Below are 20,804 nucleotides of genomic sequence, written 5' to 3'. Positions count from 1 at the left end.
TAATCGGAAAAGTCTCCGTTTCGACGTTATCCGGAGATGTCTCCGCTTGCAAGACCGGAGGTATGCTCCCCTCGTGCGCCCACAGCTGCCAGTCCTCGGTCAGGCACAGCCTGAACGCGCCGACGCGGCACGCAACCGGCAGAAGATCCTCGACGCGGCCGCGCGGCTCCTGGCCGAGTGCGGCGGCGAGCACCTGTCGCTGGATGAGGTGGCACGTGCCGCGGGGGTGGGCGTGGGCACGGTCTACCGGCGCTTCGGCGACCGGTCCGGCCTGCTGTTCGCGCTCATCGACGAGCGGGAGCGCCGCTTCCAGGAGGCGTTCATGTCCGGCCCGCCCCCGCTGGGCCCCGGCGCGCCGCCCGTCGAGCGCATCACGGCGTTCCTCCACGCGCTCGTCGACCGCATCGCCGCCCAGGAGAACCTGTTCCTGCTGCTGGAGCGCAATCCCTCCAGGAAGGGCGACAGCGGGCCGTACCAGATCCACCGTCTCCACCTGGCCGCCCTCATCGCCGAGGTCAAGCCGCAGGCCGACGCGATGTTCCTCGCCGATGCCCTGCTGGCGCCGCTGAGCGCCAACCTGATCTTCAGGCGTGGCTACACCCACGAGCGGATCAAGGCCGGGCTGGAGAGCCTGGTCAAGGCCGTGACGGCCTAGGCGCCGGGCTCAGGAGGCCGGCTTGGGCCGCTGTTGCAGCGCCGCGGCCAGCTGGGCCAGCTCGGGCCAGTCCGCGGTGCCGGTCACGATCAGGGTGACGTCGGGCAGCATCCGCACCAGCGAGCGCTGCTTCTTGTCCTCGCGGAAGCGCCGCTCCCACGTCTGGCCGCCGATCTGCTCGGCGCCGACGGAGCGGTTGGTGTTGGTCATGCGGTTGGCGAACTCCGCCGGCGGCTGCTCGTTGCTCTGGATGAGCATCGCGTGCTGCCGGGACGCCGTGGCGTACCCGAGGTGCAGGACCTGCGCGCCGCCCACCCCCTTGGCGATCTTGTTGCTGTTGGGGATCCAGCCCTTCGGGTCCTGCGCGGGGGCCCAGACCTGGTACGGCACGGCGCGGCTGAAGTTGGCGACGGTGATCGAGTAGTCGCGGCGCGGGATGTGCTCCTCCCCGCCCCGGGGCGAGATGACGAGCCACCACACGCCAACCAGCGCCACGCAGACCAGCACGGCGAAGACGTAGCCGTAGAACCCCTCAGTGAACCGTCGCACGTCTGGCGAGGTTACCCGCTCGGCGTGGCGGTCCGCGCGGCGGCCGGGTCGCCGGGCCGGGAGACGGGGCGGATCCGCCCGATGATCTCCAGGGCCTCCTCGGCCAGCCGCCGGTCGCCGGTCCGCACGACCTCGTTGACGGCCGCCGCCAGCGCCCCGGTGATCACCACCACGAACGCGCCCTCGTCGCCCTCGAACAGTGCGGCGTTGCGCTTGGCCCACGTGCGCAGCCTGTCGCGCATGACGACCTCGAACCCCGGCGGCCCGTCGCCCCGCAGGAACAGCGCGGCCAGCTCCCGCTCCTCCAGGCATCCGTCGAGGTAGGCGCGGGCGGCGGCGATGAACACCCGCATCGGGTCGGTCTCGCCCGCCTCGCGGCAGGCTCGGGCCGCCTGCTTGGTGCGGTGCGCCTGCCGGGACTGGAACTCCTCGAACAGCGTCAGGTAGAGGTCGGCCTTGCCGGAGAAGTGGTGGTAGAGGCTGCCGACGCTGGCCGCGGCCCGGTGGACGACGTCGGTGACGCCGGCCTCGGCGAAGCCCTTGGAGACGAAGACCTCGCGGGCCGCCACCAGGAGGGCGGTGCGGGTCGCCGCGCCGCGTGAGGTCGCCTGGGCCTCGACATCGCTGCTCATAGCACGCACATTATCCCCCGCTGACCGGGGAAAGGGGGACAACTACGATCGAGACAGTCGTCCACAGGAGGGGGCCATCATGTCGGAGCAGTCGTCGGTGCCCGCGCCGCTCGCCACGAGCGAGAGCGCGCCGGACCGCAACCTCGCGCTGGAGCTGGTGCGCGTCACCGAAGCGGCGGCGATGGCGGCGGCGCGCTGGGTGGGCCGTGGGGACAAGAACGGCGCGGACGGCGCGGCCGTGAACGCCATGCGGCAGTTGATCAACACGGTGTCCATGAAGGGCGTGGTGGTGATCGGCGAGGGCGAGAAGGACCACGCCCCGATGCTCTACAACGGCGAGGAGGTCGGTGACGGCACCGGTCCCGAGTGCGACGTGGCGGTCGACCCGATCGACGGCACCCGGCTGACCGCGATGGGCATGCCCGACGCGATCTCGGTGATCGCGGTGAGCGAGCGCGGCTCGATGTACGACCCGTCGGCGGTGTTCTACATGGAGAAGCTGGTCACCGGGCCGGACGCGGCGGACGCGGTGGACATCAACGCGCCGGTCGCGGCGAACATCCAGGCGGTGGCGAGGGCCAAGAAGTGCTCGGCGAGCGACGTCACGGTGGTCATCCTGGACCGGCCGCGGCACGAGCAGATCGTCAAGGAGGTCAGGGAGACGGGGGCGCGGATCAAGTTCATCACCGACGGCGACGTCGCGGGCGCGATCATGGCGGCCCGCGAGGGGACGGGCATCGACCTGATGCTCGGCATCGGCGGCACGCCGGAGGGCATCATCGCGGCCTGCGCGATCAAGTGCCTCGGCGGGGTGATCCAGGGCAAGCTGTGGCCGCGCGACGACGCCGAGCGGCGCAAGGCGCTGGAGGCCGGGCACGACCTGGACCGGGTGCTGACCACGAACGACCTGGTGAAGTCGGACGACGTGTTCTTCGCCGCGACCGGCATCACGCAGGGGCAGCTGATGGACGGCGTGCACTTCCGCCGCGGGGTCGCGGTGACGCACTCGCTGGTCATGCGGGGGCGCTCGGGCACCATCCGGAAGGTGGAGAGCGAGCACCAGCTGTGGAAGCTGCGGGCCTACAGCGCGATCAACTTCGACACGGCGGTCTGACCCGCTACCAGCGCCTGCGGCGCCGGGGCGGCTCCTTGACCTTGATCTCGCCCAGGAAGTTCGTCGTGCGCACCTCGATCACCGGGGCGTCCGGCTCGGTCGGCTGGCGGGTGAGCCGGATCGTCTTGTCCTTGGCCACCCGCAGCACCTCGACGCCCTCCGGCACGTGGATCTCCAGCCCCCCGCACACCAGCGTGGCGCTGATCACGATCCGCCGGTTCTGCAGGATCGCGTCGCGGAAGTCGAGCCTGGTGGTGCCGAACATGGCGGTGACGCCCAGCTCCGCCGGTACCACCCAGCGCCCGCCGCGTTGCTCCTTCTTGAAGATGGCCGCCACCGGGCGCCCGTCGAGCCGCAGCGGCTGCTGCTCGGCCGGCAGCAGGTCGGCGGTGAGCCCGGCCAGCTCGCCGAGCGTGCGCGCCGAGTAGAGCGTTCCCAGGCGCTCTTCCAGCTCCTCCAGGCTGAGCCGGCCGTCGGCGTGCGCCTCCTGGAGCACCTGCGCGATGCGTTCGCGGTCGGCGTCGGAGGCGCGCAGCTCGTGCGGCCGGGGCAGGGTGCCGTCGTGGGTCCTGCGTACGGAGATCCACTCCTCAGCCAGCCGTTCGCCGACCTCGGACAGGCGTGGCAGCCAGTCGTTCACGACTCGACGATAACCCGTAATGGCGGCCAATCGGCCGATCTGACGGCTACGCCGTACCCGCAAGCCGCTCGATCTGTTCCTCGCTCAGCCGCACGTCCAGCGCGCGCATGTTCTCCTCCAGGTGGGCGATCGAGGAGGTGCCGGGGATGGGGACGATCACCTTCGAGCGGTGCAGCAGCCAGGCCAGCGCGACCTGGGCCGGCGTGGCGCCCACCTCACGGGCGACCTCGGCCGGCACGCCCTCGCCGGCCGCGTGCCGGCCGATGGCGATCGGGAAGAACGGGAAGAACGCGATCCCCTGCTCCTCGGCGTAGTCCAGGACGGCCTCGTGGTGGCGTTCGGCCAGGTTGTAGTGGTTCTGCACGGCGGCGATGGGGGCGACCCGCTGGGCTTCGCGGATCTGGTCGACGGTGACCTCCGACAGGCCGATGTGGCGGATCTTGCCCTCGTCCTGGAGCTCCTTCAGCGCCCCGACCTGGTCGGCGAGCGGCACGGCGGGGTCGACGCGGTGGAGGTAGAACAGGGCGATCCGCTCCAGGCGCAGCCGGCGCAGGCTGAGCTCGGCCTGCTGGCGCAGGTACTCGGGCCGGCCGAGCGGGATCCAGTCGGCGGGGCTCGGCCGTACCTCTCCGGCCTTGGTTGCGATGACGAGGCCGTCGGCGTAGGGGTGCAGGGCCTCGGCGATGAGCCGCTCGTTGTCGCCGAGCGCGTAGACGTCGGCCGTGTCGATCACGTTCGCGCCCAGCTCGACGGCACGGCGCAGGACGGCGACGGCGCCGGCCCGGTCCGCGGGCCCGTGCCAGATGTCGGCGTCGGCCAGTCGCATGGCGCCGAAGCCGATGCGGGTGACGGGCAGGTCGCCGCCGATGGAGTACTTCATCATGGCCTCCTCAAGATATTTGAGCACTCAAGCACTGCTCAACTCACGGCGAACCCTGAGCATTCCGCGGGAATCCCCGGCGATGGCCGTCCGTTGCCCTGAACAGCGTGAACAGGACGAAGGGGGCGACTGTGCACCGAGCGGGACTGGCCGGGCTGGTGGCGGCGGGCGTGGGCGTCGTCATGGTGGCCGCCCTGGACCTGCTGCGGCTGGATGAGGTCAATCCCCTCCGCCGGACGATCAGCGAGCACGGGCGGGCCCGCAGGGCTGGCTGTTCGCGGTGGCCGTGGGGCTGCTGGCGGCCGGTTCGGCGGCGATCGGCCTGTCCTTGGCGCGCAGGCGGCTGGCCGGGGTGGTCGGCACGCTGGCGCTGATGGCCTGGAGCGCCGGGCTGTTCGTCGTGGCCGTCTTCCCCAAGCACGACTGGTCGGTCGGGCCCAGCCTCAGCGGCAGCGTCCACCGGGTGGGCAGCATCGTGGCCTTCCTCGCCCTCCCGCTGGCCGCGCTGGTCATCGCCCGCCCGTGGCGGCACCCGGCCCGCCCGGCCAGGGTCACCTTCGCGCTCGGCGTCGGGTCGCTGCTGTGGGTGGCGGGCATCGCCTCGATGATCGTCTTCGCCCAGCAGAACGGCCTGGCCTGGTGGCGGGTGATGCCGCTCGGCCTGGTCGAGCGCGGCCTGGCGGTGACCGAGGTGGCCACGCTGATCGCCTTGGGCGTGTGGGCGGCGCTGCCCTCTTCGGCCGGGCCGGTCGCTCAGGCGGGGCGCAGCATCGCGATGAGGTCGTCGACGTAGCCGCGGAAGACGGCCGCCATGTCGACCCGCTCGGGGTCGATCAGCCACTGGGTCTGCAGCCCGTCCATCATCGCGATCAGCCGGTCCGCGTGCGCCTCGGCGTCCAGGTCGGCGCGGAACTCGCCGCTCTCCGCCCCCTTGCGCAGCGCCCGCGCCACGCCCTCGCGCAGGCGGCGGTAGCGGTCGCGGGCCCAGGCGTGGGCGGGATGGTCGGCGGTGACCGCCTCGCCGGTGATGACCGAGAACAGCTGCACCAGGCCGGGCACGCGCGAGTTGTACTCCACCACCTCGGCCAGGCGGTGCAGCGCGGCCGGCCCGGCGAGCGAGTCGAGGCCGAAGCGCCGCGTGTCCACCTCGTCGCGGTACTCCAGCACCGCCACGAGCAGCCGCTCCTTGCTCTTGAAGTGGTGCAGCAGCCCGGCCTGGGACAGCTCCACGCGCTCGGCGATGCGCGCCAGGGAGGCGCCGCGGTAGCCGTGCTCCGCGAACTCCTGCAGCGCGACGGCCAGGATGCGGTCCCGTCGCGCGTCCCCCCTGTGGCTCACGCCGGTCACCCTAACAGGGCCTGGTCAAGCGGGAGACCCAGACACTAACCTGACGAGGGCTCACGTTCCCTCTCCCGAGGAGCCCGCCGTGCCGACCCCCCGTGACCGCCGGGCGCGGATCGCCGTCTTCGCCGTCTACGCCGTCCAAGGCCTTTCCTTCGCCACGCTGCTGACGCAGGTGGCCGCGCTGCAGAACAGGCACGGCCTGAGCGAGGGCGAGCTGACCCTCCTGATGCTCGTGGTGCCGGTGATCGCCGGGGTCGGCAGCCTGGTGGCCGGGTCGCTCGCCGCGCGCTTCGGCAGCAGGGCCGTCCTGCGCCTCGCCCAGCCGCTCGTGGCCGCGAGCGTGGCCGGCGCCGCCCTGGCCCCCGCGGTGCCGCTGCTGCTGCCCGCGCTCGCGCTGTTCGGCCTGGGCGTCGGCGCGGTGGACGCGGGCATGAACATGCAGGGGGTGACGGTCGAGCGGCGCTACGGCAAGGCCGTGCTCAACGGCTTCCACTGCCTGTGGAGCCTGGCCGGCGTGGCGGGCGCGCTGTGGGCGTCCGCGACGGCGGACAGGGGTCCGGCGTTCACGATGACGATCCCGATGGCCGTGGCCGTGCTGGGGTCGCTGGCGGCCGGCCCGTCGCTGTGCGCGCCGGAGGAGGAGCGCGTGGCGGCCGCCGGCCCCGCGGGCTCCCCGCGCCCGAGCTGGCGTCCCATCGTCCCGCTGTGCCTGGCCATGGCCTTCCTGTACGTCGGGGACGCGGCGATCTCCAACTTCAGCACGGTCTACATGGAGGACATCCTCACCGCCGCCCCCTCGGTGGTGCCGCTCGCCTACGCCGCCTACCAGGCGACCACCCTGGCGGTACGGCTCGGCGGCGACCTGGCCGTGCGGCGATACGGCCCGGCCGCGATCGTCAGGCTGGGCGGCGCGATCGCCGCGGCGGGCTTCGCGGGGATCGTGCTGGCGCCCACCCAGCCGCTCGCGATCGTGGCCTTCGGGCTGACCGGCGTGGGGCTGGCGGTCGTCGCGCCGCAGTCGTTCTCGGCGGCGGGACGGCTCGACCCGGCCGGGACGGGTGTCGCGATCGCCCGGGTCAACCTGTTCAACTACGTGGGCTTCGTCGTGGGGGTCGCCATGGTGGGCGGCGTCGCGGGCGTGGCCGACATGCGGGCCGCCTTCGCCGTACCGCTGGTGCTGGCCGCCGCGATCGTCGCCCTCGCCCGGGGCTTCGCGCCCCGGGCGGTCGCCGTGTGAGTCAGCGGGCAAGCATGGACACCGCCGTGTCGACGGCCGCGGCCACGTCGTCGTCCGGCGGGTACAGCAGCGCCCGGCCCACCACGAGCCCGCGCACGCCCGGCAGTTCCAGCGCCTTGCGCCAGTTCGCGTAGGCGACGTCGGGCGCGTCGCCGGGGTCGCCGCCGAGCAGCAGCGTCGGCAGGGTCGTAGCGTTCATGACCCGTTCCATGTCGGGCACCACGGGGATCTTCAGCCAGGTGCGCGCGGAGGTCGTGCCGAGCGCCTGGCCGACGTTGACGGCCCTGATGACGCCCTCCGGCGACAGGTCGTGCCCGGACCGGTGCGACCAGAACGGCTCGACCATCGCCACCAGCCCGCGCTCGGCCAGCTCGCTCACCGCCCTGGCGCAGGACTCCAGCGTGGCCGCCGTGCCGTGCTCCTCCACCGCGATCCGGCACAGCATCTTGCCGCCGTCCAGGCCCATCCTGGCGATGGCAGCGGGATCGTAGGCGGTGAACCGGTCGTCGAACTCGAACACCGCCCCCTGGATACCGCCGCGGTTCATGGACCCGATGACGATCTTGTCGTGCAGCGCGCCGAGGAGCAGCAGGTCCTCCACGACGTCGGGGGTGGCCAGCAGGCCGTCGACGCCGGGCCGCGACAGCGCCGTGAGCAGCCGTTCCAGCAGCTCCACGCGGCTGCCCATGGCCAGCGGCCGGCTCCCGACGCCCAGGGCGCCCCGCGCCGGGTGGTCGGCCGCGATGATCATCAGCTGCCGGGGCGAGTCGGAGAGGGTACGGCGGCGCCGCTCCCGGGCCGCCTGGGCGATCCGCTCCGGATACCGGGCCCTGACCTCGCGCAGGTCCGCGATCCCGGCCACCGAGCCGTGGTCAGCCACCGAGCACCTCCTCGACCTCGGCGGCGGTCGGCATGGCCGGAGCGCACGCGAGACGGCCCGCCACGATGGCCCCGGCCGCGTTGGCGAAGCGCAGCACGCGCTCCAGCGGCCAGCCCGCCAGCAGCCCGTGGCACAGCGCGCCGCCGAAGGCGTCGCCCGCGCCCAGGCCGTTGACGACCTCCACCGGCACCGGCGGCACCGACACGGTCTCGTCCCTGGTCATGCCCAGCACACCCGCGCCGCCCTGCTTGACGATCGCCAGCTCCACGCCCGCCTCCAGCAGCGCCCGCGCGGCCTTGTCCGGCTCCCGCTGCCCGGTGGCCACCTCGGCCTCCTCCAGGTTGCCGACGGCCACGGTGACGTGGTCCAGCGCCTGCCGTACCTGCTCGCGGGCGGTCTCGGGCGAGTCCCAGAACATCGGCCGGTAGTCCAGGTCGAGCACGGTGTGCCGGCGGCGCCCGCGGGCCCGCCAGGCGTGGAAGTGCGCCGACCGCGAGGGCTCCTGGGACAGCCCGGTCACGGTCGCCCAGAACAGCTCGGCCCCCTCGACGGCGGCCAGGTCCAGCTCCTCCGGGCGGATCTCCAGATCGGGCGCCTTGGGGTAGCGGTAGAAGTACAGCGGGAAGTCGTCCGGCGGCCTGATCTCGCAGAACGTCACCGGCGTCGGCAGCCCCTCGACCGCCGTGACATGGGAGTCGTCGACCCCGTAGGAGCGCAGGGCGTCGTGGACGAACTCGCCGAACGGGTCGGCTCCCGTGCGGGTGACGACCGCGGCCGACCTGCCGAGCCTTGCTGCCGCCACCGCCACGTTGGTCGGGCTGCCGCCGAGGTACTTGCCGAAGGTCTCCACCTCCCGCAGGGACACCCCCACCTGGAGCGGGTAGACGTCCACCCCGACCCGGCCCATCGTCAGGACCTCAACCACGCCGCAGCCCCTCCAGGTAGGCGAGGCTGCGCCGCACGTTCTCCACCGGCTCGTCCTCCGGACCCGACAGGACCACGTCTTGCTCCATCACATACCACCCCGCGTATCCGTGCTTGCCGAGGGCGGACACGATGCCCGCCACGTCCACGTCCCCCTCGCCGAGCGGCCGGTAGACGCCCTCGCGCACGGCCCGGGTGTAGCCGATCTCCGGCACGCGGGCGGCCAGGCCGGCGTCCACGTCCTTGAGGTGGACGTGGGCGACGCGCTCGGGGGCGGCCGTGGCCAGCTCCAGCGGGTCGGTGCCGCCGATGAGCAGGTGGCCGGTGTCCAGGCAGAGCAGCGCCGAGCCGCCCTCCAGGACCCGCATGACCTCCTCGCGGGTCTCGACCATCGTGCCGACGTGCGGGTGCAGGGTGACCGTGCGGTCCAGCTCCATGGCGCGGTCGAGGTTGCGCAGGAGCGTGGCCCAGCCGGTCTCGTCGAGCGTGGGCCGGGTGTCGTAGCCGTCGGCGCCGGTGGCCGCGGCCAGCACCATGACCTCGATCCCGGCCTCGGCGAACTCGCGGGCGGTGCGCTCCAGGTCCGGCAAGGGGTCGTGGGCGGGGTCGTGCAGGACGACCGGGAGGAACGCGCCGATGCCGCGCAGGCCGTACTCGGTCAGCACGGAGGGGGACAGGTAGCCCTCGGGGCCCAGCTCGGTGGCGGTGATGCCCAGCTTGCGCATCTCGGCCAGCACGCGGCCGGGGGGCAGCTGGTGGCCCCAGCCGGGCACCTCGCACACGCCCCAGGAGATGGGGGCTCCGGCGATCCTCATCGGCGCACCTCCGCCACGTCCACGGGCCGGCCCTCGCGGCGGGACAGCTCGGCGGCCTCGGCCACGTACAGGGCGGCCAGGGCGTCCTCGATCGTGCAGGGGCTCTCGCGTTCGCCGCGCGCGGCCTCCAGGAAGGCGCGGATCTCGGCCCGGTAGGCGTCGGCGAAGCGGGTGACGAAGTCGGGCCAGGGGCCTTCGGGGGCGGCTCGCCGTAGCCCCTGCGGGCCATTCCCCAGGTCACCGTCCGCACGGGCTGAGGACAGGGGAGAGGAAGTGAGGGGAGAGGAGCCGGACTCCGCGCGGGGAGAGAGGGTGGAAGAGGAGGTGAGGAAGGTGGCGTCGGGCTCGGTGCTGGTGAGGGGGGCGCGGGGGCCGAGGCCGACCGCGAGCGTGGCGCGCGTGCCCGCGAGCTCCATGCGCACGTCGTAGCCCGCGCCGTTGTAGCGGGAGCCCTGGAGCGTCACCAGCGTGCCGTCCTCCAGCGTCAGCAGCGCGGCGCTGTTGTCGACGTCCCCGGCGGCGGCGAAGAACTCCTCGCCCCGGTTGGCGCCGGTCGCGTAGACCGTCCGCACCTCCTGGCCGGTGACCCAGCGCAGGATGTCGAAGTCGTGGATGTGGCAGTCGCGGTAGATGCCGCCCGACAGCGGGATGTAATCGGGCGGCGGCGGGGCCGGGTCGGCGGTGAGCAGGTGCACGCGGTGCAGCCGCCCCACCTCGCCCGCCCGGAGCGCCTCGCGCGCCGCCGCGTAGCCGCGGTCGAAGCGCCGCTGGAACCCGATGTGCACGACGGTGTCGCGGCGCGCCTTGAGCACCTGGACGGTCTCCTCGACCGTGGGCGCCACGGGCTTCTCGCAGAAGACCGGGATGCCCAGGCGGCACGCCTTCATCAGCAGCTCGGCGTGCGTCGCCGTCGGGGTGGCGATGACCAGCGCGTCGGCGTCGAAGGGGTCGCCCGGCCGGCCGTACGGCGAGCTGCGCACCGGATCGGCGACGATCAGCTCGTCGACCAGCGGAGCCAGCGTCTCCGCGTGGAATGCCCCGATCCGTCCCAGCCCAAGGAGTCCCACACGCATGGCTCCTTTCTAGGAGAGACGCCCAGCCTCAGTCAACCTTTTGTCCTGACATTCTGACTTTTAGTTCCCTTACGGCTTCCGCCGCGCGATGCGCCGGCAGCCTGGCGAAGCCCACCACGACGGCCGGCGGGCCGCCGGGCGTGAAGCGCATGGGCCCGACGGGCTCGGCGGCCAGGCCGATGTCCTGGGCGGCACGCGCCAGCCGCTCCTCGTCCCAGTCCGGCGGCAGGGTCAGGTAGACGTGCAGCCCCGCCTCGATGCCCCCCACGCACACCTCGGGCATCTCCTCGGCGAGGGCGCGCACGAGGGCGTCGCGGCGCCGCCGGTACTCCCGGCGCATCCGCCGCAGGTTGCGGTCGTAGGCGCCGCTGCGCAGGAAGTGCGCCAGCGCGTACTGCTCGATGACCGGCGAGCCGAGGTCGAGCTCGCCGCGCGCCCGCCGTACCCGGTCGGCGACCTCCGGCGGGGCCGCCACCCAGCCCAGCCGCAGCCCGGGCGCCATGGCCTTGCTGACGCTGCCCGACAGCACCACCCGGTCGGACGCCAGGCCCTGCAGGCAGCCGACCGGGTCGCGGTCGAAGCGGAACTCCGCGTCGTAGTCGTCCTCGATGACGATCCCGCCCCACTCGATCAGCGCCGCGCGCCGGGCGGGCGAGAGCACCACGCCGGTCGGGTACTGGTGGGCGGGCGTGACCAGCACCGCATCGGCGCCGCCGGCCCGCAGCGCGTCCACGTCGATGCCCTCGTCGTCGACGGGGACCGGCACCAGCTCGGCGCCGGCCCTCCTGAGCAGCGGGATCTGGCGCTGGCTCGTGGGGTCCTCGACGGCCAGCCGCAGCCCGCCCAGGACGTGCAGGGTCAGGCTGAGACCCTGGGCCACCCCGCCGACGATGACCAGGTTGTCCGGCCCGACGTCGGCGGCGCGGACGCGGCGCAGGTAGCTCGCCAGCTCCTCCCGCAGCTCCGGCACGCCGCCGGGGTCGCCGTAGTCGAGGGCGTCGGACGGCAGCGCGGCCAGCACGTGGCGCACGGAGGCCAGCCAGCGCTCGCGCGGGAACCAGCCCAGGTCGGGCGAGGTGGGCCGGTGGCCGTAGTACGGCGCGCACACCGTCCCCTGGAAGTCGTGGGCCTCCGGGGCGGGCTCGCGGGAGGCCGCCGGGGCCACGGTGGTGCCCATGCCGACGCGCGAGAGCAGGAAGCCCTCGGCCACCAGCTGCTCGTAGGCCTCGACGACGACGCCGCGGGAGACCCGCAGGTCCGCGGCCAGCTCGCGGGAGGACGGCAGGCGCACGCCGGGCTCGAGGCGGCCCTGCCGGATGGAGTCGCGAAGCTCGTGGGCGATCTGAGCGGCGATACCGCCCTTGTCGCGATTTATGGTTATCAAGAGATCGGCCAATGGTCCACTCTTTCCGTGCCGGATTGGACTCAGTCAGCGAGCCATTGCCTTTCTAGCATCAGATTTCATGCGAAACGGTGTCATCGGCGCGACCTCGGCCATGTTCCTCGTGGGAACCCTTGCCGGGGTGTCGGGCCTCATCCAGGACTATCCGGTGTACGGCGGGCAGGCCCTGCGCTACCTCGTCGCGGCGGCCGTCTGGCTCGTCGTCATCCGCGTCCTCAAGGTGCGGCTCGTGCGCCTGACGCTCCGGGAGTCCCTGTGCCTGGGCGCCCTGACGCTGCTCGGCCTGGTCGTCTTCAACGTCGCGGTGATCGAGTCCACGCGGCATTCCGGGCCGGCGCTGGTCGGCACCGTGCTGGGCACCGTGCCCCTCGCCCTCGCGCTCGCCGGCGGGCGTCCCGCGCCGCGCGTGCTGATCGGCGCCGGCGTGGTGGTCGCCGGGGCCACCCTGGCGACAGGCCTGGGCAGCGGCACCCTGCCGGGCCTGCTGTGGGCGCTGGTCGCGCTGGTCGGCGAGGTGAGCTTCTCCATGCTGGCCATCCCGCTGCTGCCCAAGCTGGGGGCGATCGGGGTCTCGGCCTACTCCACGGGGCTGGCGGTGCCCATGCTGTTCGGCGTCGGCCTGGTCATGGAGGGCGGGCAGCTGCTGCGCGTGCCGACCCTGAGCGAGGCGCTGGGCTACGTCTACCTGGCCGCGATCGTGACCGTGGTGGCGTTCTTCCTGTGGTACTCGGCCCTGCCCAAGCTGGGGCCGGGACGGGCCGGGCTGTTCGCCGGGATGATCCCGGTGGGGGCGATCGTCACCGGCGCGGCGCTGGGCGTGGCGCTGCCCACCGTGCCCGACCTCGCCGGCGCGGCGCTGGTGGTCGCGGGCATCGTCGTGGGGCTCAGCGCCCCGAAGGCCCCCGCGGCCCCCGCGGAACGGCCGGCGGTTCCCGCCGCGGGCGGCGCAAGCCGTACCCTCTAGGGGGACCGAAAGGATTGCTGCAGATGCCCGAGTTCGCCTACACCGACCTGCTCCCGCTTGGCGCCGACGAGACCGAGTACCGGTTGATCACCACGGAGGGGGTGCGGAGGGTCGAGGCGGCGGGCCGCACGTTCCTCGAAGTCGAGCCGGAGGTGCTGCGGCTGCTCACCGAGACGGCGATCCACGACATCTCCCACTTCCTGCGCAGCTCGCACCTCGCCCAGCTGCGCAAGATCGTCGACGACCCCGAGTCCAGCGGCAACGACCGGTTCGTGGCCCTCGACCTGCTCAAGAACGCCGCCATCTCCGCCGGCGGCGTGCTGCCGATGTGCCAGGACACCGGCACCGCGATCGTCATGGGCAAGCGCGGCCGGCACGTGCTGACCGACGGGCGCGACGCCGAGCACATCTCCCGCGGCGTCTACGACGCCTACACGCGGCTGAACCTGCGCTACTCCCAGATGGCCCCGCTGACCATGTGGGAGGAGAAGAACACCGGCAACAACCTGCCCGCGCAGATCGAGCTGTACGCCGAGGACCCAGGCGGCCACGCCGACGAGTACAAGCTGCTGTTCATGGCCAAGGGCGGCGGTTCGGCCAACAAGTCGTTCCTGTACCAGGAGACCAAGGCGGTCCTCAACGAGAAGCGCATGATGGCCTTCCTGGAGGAGAAGATCCGCTCGCTCGGCACCGCGGCCTGCCCGCCGTACCACCTGGCGATCGTCGTGGGCGGCACCAGCGCCGAGTTCGCGCTCAAGACGGCCAAGTACGCCTCGGCCCGCTACCTGGACTCGCTGCCCACCTCGGGGTCGCCGTCCGGGCACGGCTTCCGCGACCTGGAGCTGGAGCAGAAGGTCTTCGAGCTGACGCAGCGGCTCGGCATCGGGGCGCAGTTCGGCGGCAAGTACTTCTGCCACGACGTGCGGGTCGTCCGGCTGCCGCGGCACGGGGCCTCCTGCCCGGTGGCGATCGCGGTGTCGTGCAGCGCCGACCGCCAGGCCCTGGCGAAGATCACGGCCGAGGGCGTGTTCCTGGAGCAGCTGGAGACCGACCCGGCGCGCTTCCTGCCCGACACGACCGACGAGCACCTGTCCGGCGACGTGGTGAAGATCGACCTCAACCGGCCGATGCGGGAGATCCTTGCCGAGCTGACGAAGTATCCGGTCAAGACGCGGCTCTCGCTCACCGGCCCGCTCGTCGTGGCCAGGGACATCGCCCACGCCAAGATCGCGGAGCTGCTGGACAACGGCGGCGAGATGCCGCAGTACATGAAGGACCACGCGGTCTACTACGCGGGACCGGCCAAGACGCCGGAGGGCTACGCCTCGGGCTCCTTCGGCCCGACGACGGCGGGGCGCATGGACTCCTACGTCGAGCGCTTCCAGGCGGCCGGCGGCTCGATGGTCATGCTGGCCAAGGGCAACAGGTCACGGCAGGTGACCGAGGCCTGCCAGAAGTACGGCGGCTTCTACCTGGGCTCGATCGGCGGTCCGGCGGCCCGGCTGGCGCAGGACTGCATCAAGAAGGTCGAGGTGCTGGAGTATCCCGAGCTGGGAATGGAGGCGGTCTGGAAGATCGAGGTGGCGGACTTCCCCGCCTTCATCGTGGTGGACGACAAGGGCAACGACTTCTTCGCCGACACGACGGGGCCGGTGCTGACCATCGGCCGGCGCTCCTAGCGCGTCAGGCGGCGACCAGGCCGCGGTGCGGCGCCACGACACGTCCGTCGGGCAACAACAGGCCGGTGTCCTCGAACAGGATCACGCCGTTGCACAGCAGGCTCCACCCCTGATCCGGGTGGGCGCGGACCACGTGGGCCGCCTCGCGGTCGAGGGAGTCGGCTGAGGGGCAGGTGGGGTAATGGTTGCACATGACGGCCTTCTTAGTCTCTTCGTGCTCCTGGTAAAACCTTCGGCGCGGCGTGGCGCTCAGTAGGGCAGCGATCGCCCTGACGGGGTGCGCAGGTCGAGTCCGGGCTTGGCCGGTTTGGCCGGCCGCTTGCGGATCTGGGTCTGTCGCATCTCATCACGTCCCTTAACGAAAGCCTCGTGAGGCTGGGTTCCGGGAGAGCGTTTCTGCCTACAGTCTGACGATTCGCACCGACAGTTTTGCGTGCATTCCGCCCTCGTTGTCTTGAGGATGCACGAGGTCGCTTTCCGTGCGCCTTCACGCGGCTATCACGGCGCCGTCAGGGGTACTGCAAGGCTGTCAGGGGTGCTGCAAGCGGCTGTCAAGCGCAGGGAGACAGGTAGACCCGCAGGTCACCGACGTCGGCGTGGTGGCGCCAGCCGAGCTTGCCGTACAGGCGGACGGCGGCCACGGCCCGCGGGGAGGTCAGCAGCCAGGACGGCCCGGCCTCCTCCATGAGGGAGCCGAGCATGGCCGTGCCGATCCTCCGGCCGGAAAAGCGCGGGTCCACCGCGACCTCGACGAGCTCGAACAGGTGCGACAGGTCGCCGGCCGCCTCGCGGAGGTTCCGGTAGAAGGGCTCGTCGGGCCATTCGGGGTTGCGGAAGCCGTACGTGAAGCCCGCGAGCTCGCGGTCCACCCACGCGAGCCGGCAGAGGAAGCCCGGCATGGCGCTGTGGGCGGCCAACTTGCCGGGGAACGCCGCGATCTGCTCGGGGGTCTCGCTCCACGGCGGCTGGGCGAAGGCCGCGCCGTACACCCGGTGCATGAGCTCCGGCTCGGCGGCGGACGTCAGGCGCATGCCACTCCCCAGGGGTCGTCGCGGGCGGTGGCCCGCCCGCGACCCGCTGCGGACCAATCGGACACCAGCCATGATGCAGAACCGTGGTCCTAGGTCGCAAGTCTGATGCAGTTGCGAATATCTTGCAATAGTGTCGGAGCGGAAAGATCGACGAGAGGACCGCGATGGGGATCTACACGCTTCCCGACCTGCCCTACGACTACGCGGCGCTGGAGCCCGCGATCACCGGCGAGATCCTGGAGCTGCACCACGCCAAGCACCACGCCGCCTACGTCAAGGGGGCCAACGACACGCTGGAACGGCTGGCGGAGGCGCGCGACAAGGGCGAGTTCGGCAACCTGGTGGGCCTGGAGAAGACCTTCGCGTTCAACCTGTCCGGCCACGTGCTCCACACCATCTTCTGGCAGAACCTCTCCCCCGACGGCGGCGACCGCCCCGACGGCGCGCTGCGCGACACGATCGAGGAGCACTTCGGCGGCTTCGAGGCCTTCCGGCGGCAGCTGACGGCCGCGACGATCGGCGTGCAGGGCTCGGGCTGGGGCGTGCTGGCCTGGGAGCCGCTCGGCCGCCGCCTCGTGGTCGAGCAGGTCTACGACCACCACGGCAACGTCGGCATGAACACCACGCCGCTGCTGGTCTTCGACGCCTGGGAGCACGCCTACTACCTGCAGTACCGCAACGTCCGCCCCGACTACGTCGAGCGGCTGTGGGACCTGGTGGACTGGGCCGACGTCCAGCGCCGCTTCGCTGACGCGACAAGTCAACCGGCTTGACCGAACTTCGCAACAATTTATCGGCACGCCGTCTACTGGTCGGTTTCCGCAAATAGGTAAGCTGCCTGCCATGCGTGCGCCGTCCGGTTACCTCCTTGCCGCGCGCTATCGGCTCGTGGAGCCAGTCGGCCGCGGCGGCATGGGCACGGTCTGGCGGGCGCACGACGAGCTGCTCGACCGCGACGTCGCGGTCAAGGAAGTGCGGCTGCCCAACGTCCTGGATGAGGACCTGCGGGCCGAGCTGTGCGCGCGCACCGAGCGCGAGGGCCGCGCGACCGCCATGGTCGCCCATCCCTCGGTCATCACCGTCTACGACGTGGTCACCGAGGACGACCGGCCCTGGATCGTGATGGAGCTGCTCCAGGCCAAGTCGCTGGAGCAGCTCATCCAGGAGACCGGGCCGCTGGACCCGCGCTACGCCGCCGAGATCGGGCGGCAGATCCTCGGCGCCCTGCGCGCCGTCCACGCCAAGGGCATCCTGCACCGCGACGTCAAGCCCAGCAACGTGCTGGTGACCAAGGAGCGCGCGGTGCTCACCGACTTCGGCCTGGCCGCCTTCGAGGGCGAGATCTCGATCACCCAGGTGGGCATGGTGCTGGGGTCGGCCGGGTACATCGCGCCCGAGCGGGTGCTGGGCGCCAAGGCCAGCCCCGCCGCCGACCTGTGGTCGCTCGGCGCGACCCTCTACACCGCCGTCGAGGGTCACGGCCTGCACGGCCGCCGTACGGCTGCCGCCGCGATGGCCGCGCTGACCAGCGGTGAGCCCATCCCCATGGTCAAGGCCGGGCCCCTCGCGCCGGTGCTGGAGGCGCTGCTGCGCATCGACCCGGAGAAGCGGATCGACTCGGTGCGCGCCTCGCTCATGCTCGCCAGGGTCGCGGCGGGCGGCTCGGCCGAGCAGCCCATCCAGAGCGGGCGCCGGTACCCGATCAGCGCTCCGTCGTTCGGCCGCCGCACCGCGCACCGGGGGCTGCACCGCGCGGACACCACGTTCGTGCCGGCGCCGCGGCGGACCCACCGGCGTTCGGCGCCCCCTCCGTCGCCTTATGCCCGGTTTGTGCAGCGAATGATAAAGATGTTCCTACCGCGGCGGTTCTGGCCCCGCGAACTTCGCAAGCGGGGGTAAAGCGTTTCCCTCCTGAATCGGTATCTTCTTCTCATGTCGAGAAGGAGGCAGGGGCTTGGGGTGGGGAGACAGCACGCGGGTCCTCGTGAATCGCTACGAGCTGCTCGCGCCGCTCGGCCGCGGCACCATGGGCACCGTCTGGCGCGCACACGACCGCGAACTCGGCCGTGAAGTCGCGATCAAGGAGGTCCGCCAGGACCCCGGCCTGACCGACGAGCAGCTCGGCGAGCTGCGCGAACGCATGCTGCGCGAGGGCCGCATCGCCTCGCGCATCAATCACCCGGCCGTCGCGGCCATCTACGACGTCGTCGTCTCCGGCGGCAGCCCGTGGATCATCATGGAGCTGGTCGAGGGGCGCTCGCTGGAGGAGGTCATCGAGGAGGAGGGGCCGCTGCCGCCCCGCCTGGTCGCCGAACTCGGGGTGGACCTGCTGGGAGCGCTCCGGGCGGCGCACGCCCAGGGGATCACGCACCGGGACGTCAAGCCGGGCAACGTGCTGATCACCGAGCACGGGCGGGTCGTGCTGACCGACTTCGGCATCGCCAAGGCGGAGGGCGACAGCAAGCTCACCAAGACCGGCATGGTCATCGGGTCGCCGGGGTACACGGCGCCGGAACGGGCCAGGGGCGAGTACACCGGGCCCGAGTCGGACGTCTGGTCGCTCGGGGCGACGCTGTACTTCGCGGTGGAGGGCAAGCCGGCCTACGAGCGGGCGACGATCTCCGAGACGCTGGCGGCGCTGATGACGGAGAACGTGGATCCGCCCACGCAGGCCGGGCCGCTGCGGCCGGTGCTGGAGGGCATGCTGCACAAGAACCACAAGCAGCGGCTCACGGCGGCCAAGGCGGAGACCATGCTGCGGATGATCGCGGACACGCCGACCCACGAGTTCGCGGCCCTGCCGGCCGAGCGGGGCCGCGGTACGGCGGCGCCTGACGTCGCGGAGACGGCTCCTGCGGCGCCGCGGCCCGCGAAGGGTGACGAGGCCGGGGACGAGGTGTCCGCGGAGGGCCCAGGGCCCGGTGAGAAGGCGTCCGGGGACGCGCCTTCGGCGTACCCGGAAGACGACGGACAGGACCCCGACCGGACGATCGTCGTCAAGCGGCCCAAGCCACCGCTCCCCGAGCCGCAGGCGCAGAAGGAACCGCCCGTGGACGAGGGCGCGATGGCCACGCGGGTGGTGTTGCCGCACCCGCCCGGGCGGCAGGTGTACCCGGCGCCGGACAGCCCCTCCCCCGCCTCCCCCGGCGGCGTGCCGGAAGCCCCGCGTACACCCCTGGCACCCGGACCGGCGCCCGCGCCGCCGTACGCCGCGGACCACTCCCCCGGCCTCGACGGCCGGTCCGAGCGGGGCCTGGGCACCGACCTGTTCGCCATCGCGGGCCGCGAGGAGCCGCCGGACAAGCCCGGCAGGACCGGCATGCTGGTCCTCATGGCGATCGCCGCGGCCGCCGCCGTCGTCGTCGCCATCCTGATCATGGCGGCCCTGGCCAGCTGAGTCAGACTGGAGTCATGAGCGAGCACCGGATCGAACATGACTCGATGGGCGAGGTCCGCGTCCCGGCCAAGGCCCTGTGGCGGGCGCAGACCCAGCGGGCGGTGGAGAACTTCCCCATCTCGGGGACCAGGCTCGAGGCCGCCCACATCGCGGCGCTGGGCCTGATCAAGGCCGTCGCCGCCGAGGTCAACGGCGACCTCGGGGTGATCGACAAGGACATGGCGGAGGCGATCGCGCAGGCCGCCGCCGACGTCGCCGAGAACGAGCACGACGAGCACTTCCCCATCGACGTGTTCCAGACCGGCTCGGGCACCTCCTCCAACATGAACGCCAACGAGGTCATCGCGACGCTGGCCGAGGCGCGGCTGGGCCGTCCGGTCCATCCCAACGACCACGTCAACGCCTCGCAGTCGTCCAACGACGTCTTCCCGACCTCGATCAGGGTCGCGGCGGCGACCGAGGTGTCCTACCACCTGCTGCCCTCGCTCCACCACCTGGCCAGGGAACTGCGCAAGAAGGCCACGGAGTTCAAGACCGCGGTCAAGGCGGGGCGGACCCACCTCATGGACGCCACGCCGGTGACGCTGGGGCAGGAGTTCTCGGGGTACGCGGCGCAGATCGAGCACGGCGTCGAGCGCGTCAAGGCGGCCATGGCCCGCGTGGTGGAGCTGCCGCTGGGCGGCACGGCGGTCGGCACGGGCATCAACACGCCGCCTGGCTTCGCCGAGAAGGTGATCGTCAAGCTCAACGAGGCGACGGGCATCGTCTTCGTGGAGGCGCCCAACCACTTCGAGGCGCAGAGCTCGCAGGACGCGCTCGTGGAACTGTCCGGCCAGCTCAAGGTCGTCGCGGTGTCGCTGAACAAGATTGCCAACGACCTGCGCTGGATGGGCTCGGGCCCGCGCGCCGGCCTGGCGGAGATCAACCTCCCCGACCTGCAACCCGGCTCCTCGATCATGCCGGGCAAGGTCAACCCGGTCATCCCGGAGGCCGTGTGCATGGTGTGCTCGCAGGTCATCGGCAACGACGCGGCCATCGCCTTCGCGGGCGCCTCCGGGTCGTTCGAGCTCAACGTCCAGCTGCCGGTGATGGCGAGGAACATCCTGGAGTCGGTACGGCTGCTCGCGAACGTCTCGCGCCTCCTGGCCGACCGGTGCGTCGCGGGCATCACGGCCAACGAGGAGCGGATGCGGGAGTACGCCGAGTCGTCCCCGTCCATCGTCACGCCGTTGAACCGTTTCGTCGGCTACGAGGAGGCGGCACGCATCGCCAAGCAGGCGCTGGCGGAGCGCAAGACCATCCGGCAGGTCGTGATCGAGCGCGGGCACGTCGCGAACGGGACGATCACGGAGGAGCAGCTGGACGCGGTCCTGGATGTGTTGTCGATGACGCGCCCCGCGGAGCGTGCCGAGTAGGCCCGGGCCGTACGGCATGGACCTTCGCCTGGGCCGCGCTTCGCGCGTCACCGACTCCGAGCCCCCCTTGCCGGGTGGCCTCCCGGCCCCCGAGTCTTATGCCCAGCCCCACACCAGCGAGTCCGAACGCCGGCAAGCGTTCAGACCCTGGCTTCATGCCTACGGTCACACTG

At 72.1% G+C, this 20,804-nt stretch carries 21 protein-coding genes and 1 pseudogene; 10 read left to right on the top strand and 12 right to left on the bottom strand.

The window, feature by feature from the left end; translation table 11 throughout:
• The first annotated feature begins 73 nt into the window (after positions 1 to 73).
• Positions 74 to 655, top strand: coding sequence for a TetR/AcrR family transcriptional regulator (locus BSB02_RS05080; RefSeq protein ID WP_206184511.1), 582 nt, complete (start codon positions 74 to 76; stop codon positions 653 to 655).
• 9 nt (positions 656 to 664) lie between these two features.
• On the opposite strand, the gene BSB02_RS05075 is transcribed toward BSB02_RS05080, so the two are convergent.
• Together BSB02_RS05075 and BSB02_RS05070 are read right to left on the bottom strand one after the other, a co-directional pair.
• Positions 665 to 1,204, bottom strand: coding sequence for a DUF4245 domain-containing protein (locus tag BSB02_RS05075; RefSeq protein ID WP_084957282.1), 540 nt, complete (start codon positions 1,202 to 1,204; stop codon positions 665 to 667).
• Positions 1,205 to 1,215: 11 nt separating this feature from the next.
• Positions 1,216 to 1,836, bottom strand: a complete 621-nt coding sequence (locus tag BSB02_RS05070; protein WP_084957280.1) for a TetR/AcrR family transcriptional regulator — start codon at positions 1,834 to 1,836, stop codon at positions 1,216 to 1,218.
• Between the two features lie 79 nt (positions 1,837 to 1,915).
• Between BSB02_RS05070 and glpX the strand changes: the two genes are divergently transcribed.
• Complete coding sequence (gene glpX, locus BSB02_RS05065) at positions 1,916 to 2,950, top strand: class II fructose-bisphosphatase (protein WP_084957278.1); 1,035 nt, start codon at positions 1,916 to 1,918, stop codon at positions 2,948 to 2,950.
• A 4-nt stretch (positions 2,951 to 2,954) separates the two neighbouring features.
• On the opposite strand, the gene BSB02_RS05060 is transcribed toward glpX, so the two are convergent.
• Positions 2,955 to 3,590, bottom strand: coding sequence for a DUF1707 SHOCT-like domain-containing protein (locus BSB02_RS05060; RefSeq protein ID WP_240506193.1), 636 nt, complete (start codon positions 3,588 to 3,590; stop codon positions 2,955 to 2,957).
• Between the two features lie 46 nt (positions 3,591 to 3,636).
• A complete protein-coding gene (locus BSB02_RS05055) occupies positions 3,637 to 4,473 on the bottom strand; it encodes an aldo/keto reductase (protein ID WP_084957276.1) in 837 nt (278 codons plus the stop codon).
• Between the two features lie 265 nt (positions 4,474 to 4,738).
• On the opposite strand from BSB02_RS05055, the pseudogene BSB02_RS05050 reads away from it, so the two are divergent.
• A pseudogene (locus BSB02_RS05050) lies at positions 4,739 to 5,263 on the top strand (DUF998 domain-containing protein); the annotation flags it as partial.
• On the opposite strand, the gene BSB02_RS05045 reads toward BSB02_RS05050, so the two are convergent.
• On the bottom strand, positions 5,224 to 5,808 hold the full coding sequence (locus BSB02_RS05045) for a TetR/AcrR family transcriptional regulator (RefSeq protein ID WP_143590244.1): 585 nt from the start codon (positions 5,806 to 5,808) through the stop codon (positions 5,224 to 5,226). The pseudogene BSB02_RS05050 and the gene BSB02_RS05045 sit on opposite strands and share 40 nt — an antisense overlap.
• Positions 5,809 to 5,896: 88 nt before the next feature.
• On the opposite strand from BSB02_RS05045, the gene BSB02_RS05040 reads away from it, so the two are divergent.
• Positions 5,897 to 7,051 (top strand): MFS transporter, encoded by a 1,155-nt coding sequence (locus tag BSB02_RS05040; protein WP_084957270.1) that lies wholly within the window; start codon positions 5,897 to 5,899, stop codon positions 7,049 to 7,051.
• A gap of 1 nt (position 7,052) precedes the next feature.
• Here BSB02_RS05040 and BSB02_RS05035 read toward each other — a convergent pair whose 3' ends face one another.
• The 5 genes from BSB02_RS05035 to pdxR are packed head-to-tail and all read right to left on the bottom strand — an operon-like array spanning position 7,053 to position 12,139.
• Complete coding sequence (locus BSB02_RS05035) at positions 7,053 to 7,931, bottom strand: Cgl0159 family (beta/alpha)8-fold protein (protein WP_240506192.1); 879 nt, start codon at positions 7,929 to 7,931, stop codon at positions 7,053 to 7,055.
• Positions 7,924 to 8,856: a 5-dehydro-2-deoxygluconokinase gene (iolC, locus tag BSB02_RS05030; protein WP_084957267.1), complete on the bottom strand. Its 933-nt coding sequence runs from the start codon at positions 8,854 to 8,856 to the stop codon at positions 7,924 to 7,926. The genes BSB02_RS05035 and iolC overlap by 8 nt, the downstream gene beginning before the upstream one ends.
• Positions 8,849 to 9,670, bottom strand: a complete 822-nt coding sequence (locus BSB02_RS05025) for a TIM barrel protein (RefSeq protein ID WP_084957265.1) — start codon at positions 9,668 to 9,670, stop codon at positions 8,849 to 8,851. The genes iolC and BSB02_RS05025 overlap by 8 nt, the downstream gene beginning before the upstream one ends.
• Positions 9,667 to 10,743, bottom strand: coding sequence for a Gfo/Idh/MocA family protein (locus BSB02_RS05020; RefSeq protein ID WP_240506191.1), 1,077 nt, complete (start codon positions 10,741 to 10,743; stop codon positions 9,667 to 9,669). The genes BSB02_RS05025 and BSB02_RS05020 overlap by 4 nt, the downstream gene beginning before the upstream one ends.
• 28 nt (positions 10,744 to 10,771) lie before the next feature.
• Positions 10,772 to 12,139 carry a MocR-like pyridoxine biosynthesis transcription factor PdxR gene (gene pdxR / locus BSB02_RS05015; protein ID WP_084957263.1) on the bottom strand — a complete coding sequence of 456 codons (1,368 nt, stop codon included), beginning with the start codon at positions 12,137 to 12,139 and terminating at the stop codon, positions 10,772 to 10,774.
• A gap of 67 nt (positions 12,140 to 12,206) precedes the next feature.
• Between pdxR and BSB02_RS05010 the strand changes: the two genes are divergently transcribed.
• Positions 12,207 to 13,109, top strand: a complete 903-nt coding sequence (locus tag BSB02_RS05010) for a DMT family transporter (protein WP_084957261.1) — start codon at positions 12,207 to 12,209, stop codon at positions 13,107 to 13,109.
• 23 nt (positions 13,110 to 13,132) lie between these two features.
• On the top strand, positions 13,133 to 14,788 hold the full coding sequence (locus BSB02_RS05005) for a fumarate hydratase (protein ID WP_084957259.1): 1,656 nt from the start codon (positions 13,133 to 13,135) through the stop codon (positions 14,786 to 14,788).
• A 4-nt stretch (positions 14,789 to 14,792) separates the two neighbouring features.
• Here the strand turns inward: BSB02_RS05005 and BSB02_RS05000 are convergent, their stop codons facing one another.
• Complete coding sequence (locus tag BSB02_RS05000) at positions 14,793 to 14,981, bottom strand: DUF5999 family protein (RefSeq protein WP_084957257.1); 189 nt, start codon at positions 14,979 to 14,981, stop codon at positions 14,793 to 14,795.
• A 358-nt stretch (positions 14,982 to 15,339) separates the two neighbouring features.
• Complete coding sequence (locus tag BSB02_RS04995; RefSeq protein ID WP_158088555.1) at positions 15,340 to 15,819, bottom strand: GNAT family N-acetyltransferase; 480 nt, start codon at positions 15,817 to 15,819, stop codon at positions 15,340 to 15,342.
• Positions 15,820 to 15,983: 164 nt separating this feature from the next.
• Here BSB02_RS04995 and BSB02_RS04990 point away from each other — a divergent pair, with 164 nt between their 5' ends.
• The 4 genes from BSB02_RS04990 to BSB02_RS04975 all read left to right on the top strand — a co-directional run bounded on the left by BSB02_RS04990 (position 15,984) and on the right by BSB02_RS04975 (position 20,631).
• Positions 15,984 to 16,592: a superoxide dismutase gene (locus BSB02_RS04990; protein ID WP_084957252.1), complete on the top strand. Its 609-nt coding sequence runs from the start codon at positions 15,984 to 15,986 to the stop codon at positions 16,590 to 16,592.
• Positions 16,593 to 16,662: 70 nt separating this feature from the next.
• Entirely contained in the window at positions 16,663 to 17,718 is a 1,056-nt protein-coding gene (locus BSB02_RS04985; protein ID WP_084957250.1) for a serine/threonine-protein kinase, read from the top strand.
• A gap of 85 nt (positions 17,719 to 17,803) precedes the next feature.
• Positions 17,804 to 19,216 carry a serine/threonine-protein kinase gene (locus tag BSB02_RS39340; protein ID WP_206184510.1) on the top strand — a complete coding sequence of 471 codons (1,413 nt, stop codon included), beginning with the start codon at positions 17,804 to 17,806 and terminating at the stop codon, positions 19,214 to 19,216.
• 14 nt (positions 19,217 to 19,230) lie between these two features.
• Positions 19,231 to 20,631 (top strand): class II fumarate hydratase, encoded by a 1,401-nt coding sequence (locus BSB02_RS04975; protein WP_084957248.1) that lies wholly within the window; start codon positions 19,231 to 19,233, stop codon positions 20,629 to 20,631.
• The last annotated feature ends 173 nt before the right edge of the window (positions 20,632 to 20,804 follow it).

Origin of the sequence: Thermoactinospora rubra (assembly GCF_002093975.1) — a bacterium.
GTDB classification, from domain to species: Bacteria; Actinomycetota; Actinomycetes; order Streptosporangiales; family Streptosporangiaceae; genus Nonomuraea; species Nonomuraea rubra_A.
The sequence above is the reverse complement of the archived record's forward strand: the minus strand, read 5'-3'. Positions and strand labels throughout refer to the sequence as shown.

Excerpts from the sequence above, each read along its gene's own strand:
- BSB02_RS05070 (WP_084957280.1), bottom strand. The coding sequence starts at position 1,836 with ATGAGCAGCGATGTCGAGGCCCAGGCGACCTCACGCGGCGCGGCGACC.
- glpX (WP_084957278.1), top strand. The coding sequence starts at position 1,916 with ATGTCGGAGCAGTCGTCGGTGCCCGCGCCGCTCGCCACGAGCGAGAGC.
- BSB02_RS05055 (WP_084957276.1), bottom strand. The coding sequence starts at position 4,473 with ATGATGAAGTACTCCATCGGCGGCGACCTGCCCGTCACCCGCATCGGC.
- BSB02_RS05025 (WP_084957265.1), bottom strand. The coding sequence starts at position 9,670 with ATGAGGATCGCCGGAGCCCCCATCTCCTGGGGCGTGTGCGAGGTGCCC.
- BSB02_RS05020 (WP_240506191.1), bottom strand. The coding sequence starts at position 10,743 with ATGCGTGTGGGACTCCTTGGGCTGGGACGGATCGGGGCATTCCACGCG.
- BSB02_RS05010 (WP_084957261.1), top strand. The coding sequence starts at position 12,207 with ATGCGAAACGGTGTCATCGGCGCGACCTCGGCCATGTTCCTCGTGGGA.
- BSB02_RS05005 (WP_084957259.1), top strand. The coding sequence starts at position 13,133 with ATGCCCGAGTTCGCCTACACCGACCTGCTCCCGCTTGGCGCCGACGAG.
- BSB02_RS05000 (WP_084957257.1), bottom strand. The coding sequence starts at position 14,981 with ATGTGCAACCATTACCCCACCTGCCCCTCAGCCGACTCCCTCGACCGC.
- BSB02_RS04995 (WP_158088555.1), bottom strand. The coding sequence starts at position 15,819 with ATGCGCCTGACGTCCGCCGCCGAGCCGGAGCTCATGCACCGGGTGTAC.
- BSB02_RS04990 (WP_084957252.1), top strand. The coding sequence starts at position 15,984 with ATGGGGATCTACACGCTTCCCGACCTGCCCTACGACTACGCGGCGCTG.
- BSB02_RS04985 (WP_084957250.1), top strand. The coding sequence starts at position 16,663 with ATGCGTGCGCCGTCCGGTTACCTCCTTGCCGCGCGCTATCGGCTCGTG.
- BSB02_RS04975 (WP_084957248.1), top strand. The coding sequence starts at position 19,231 with ATGAGCGAGCACCGGATCGAACATGACTCGATGGGCGAGGTCCGCGTC.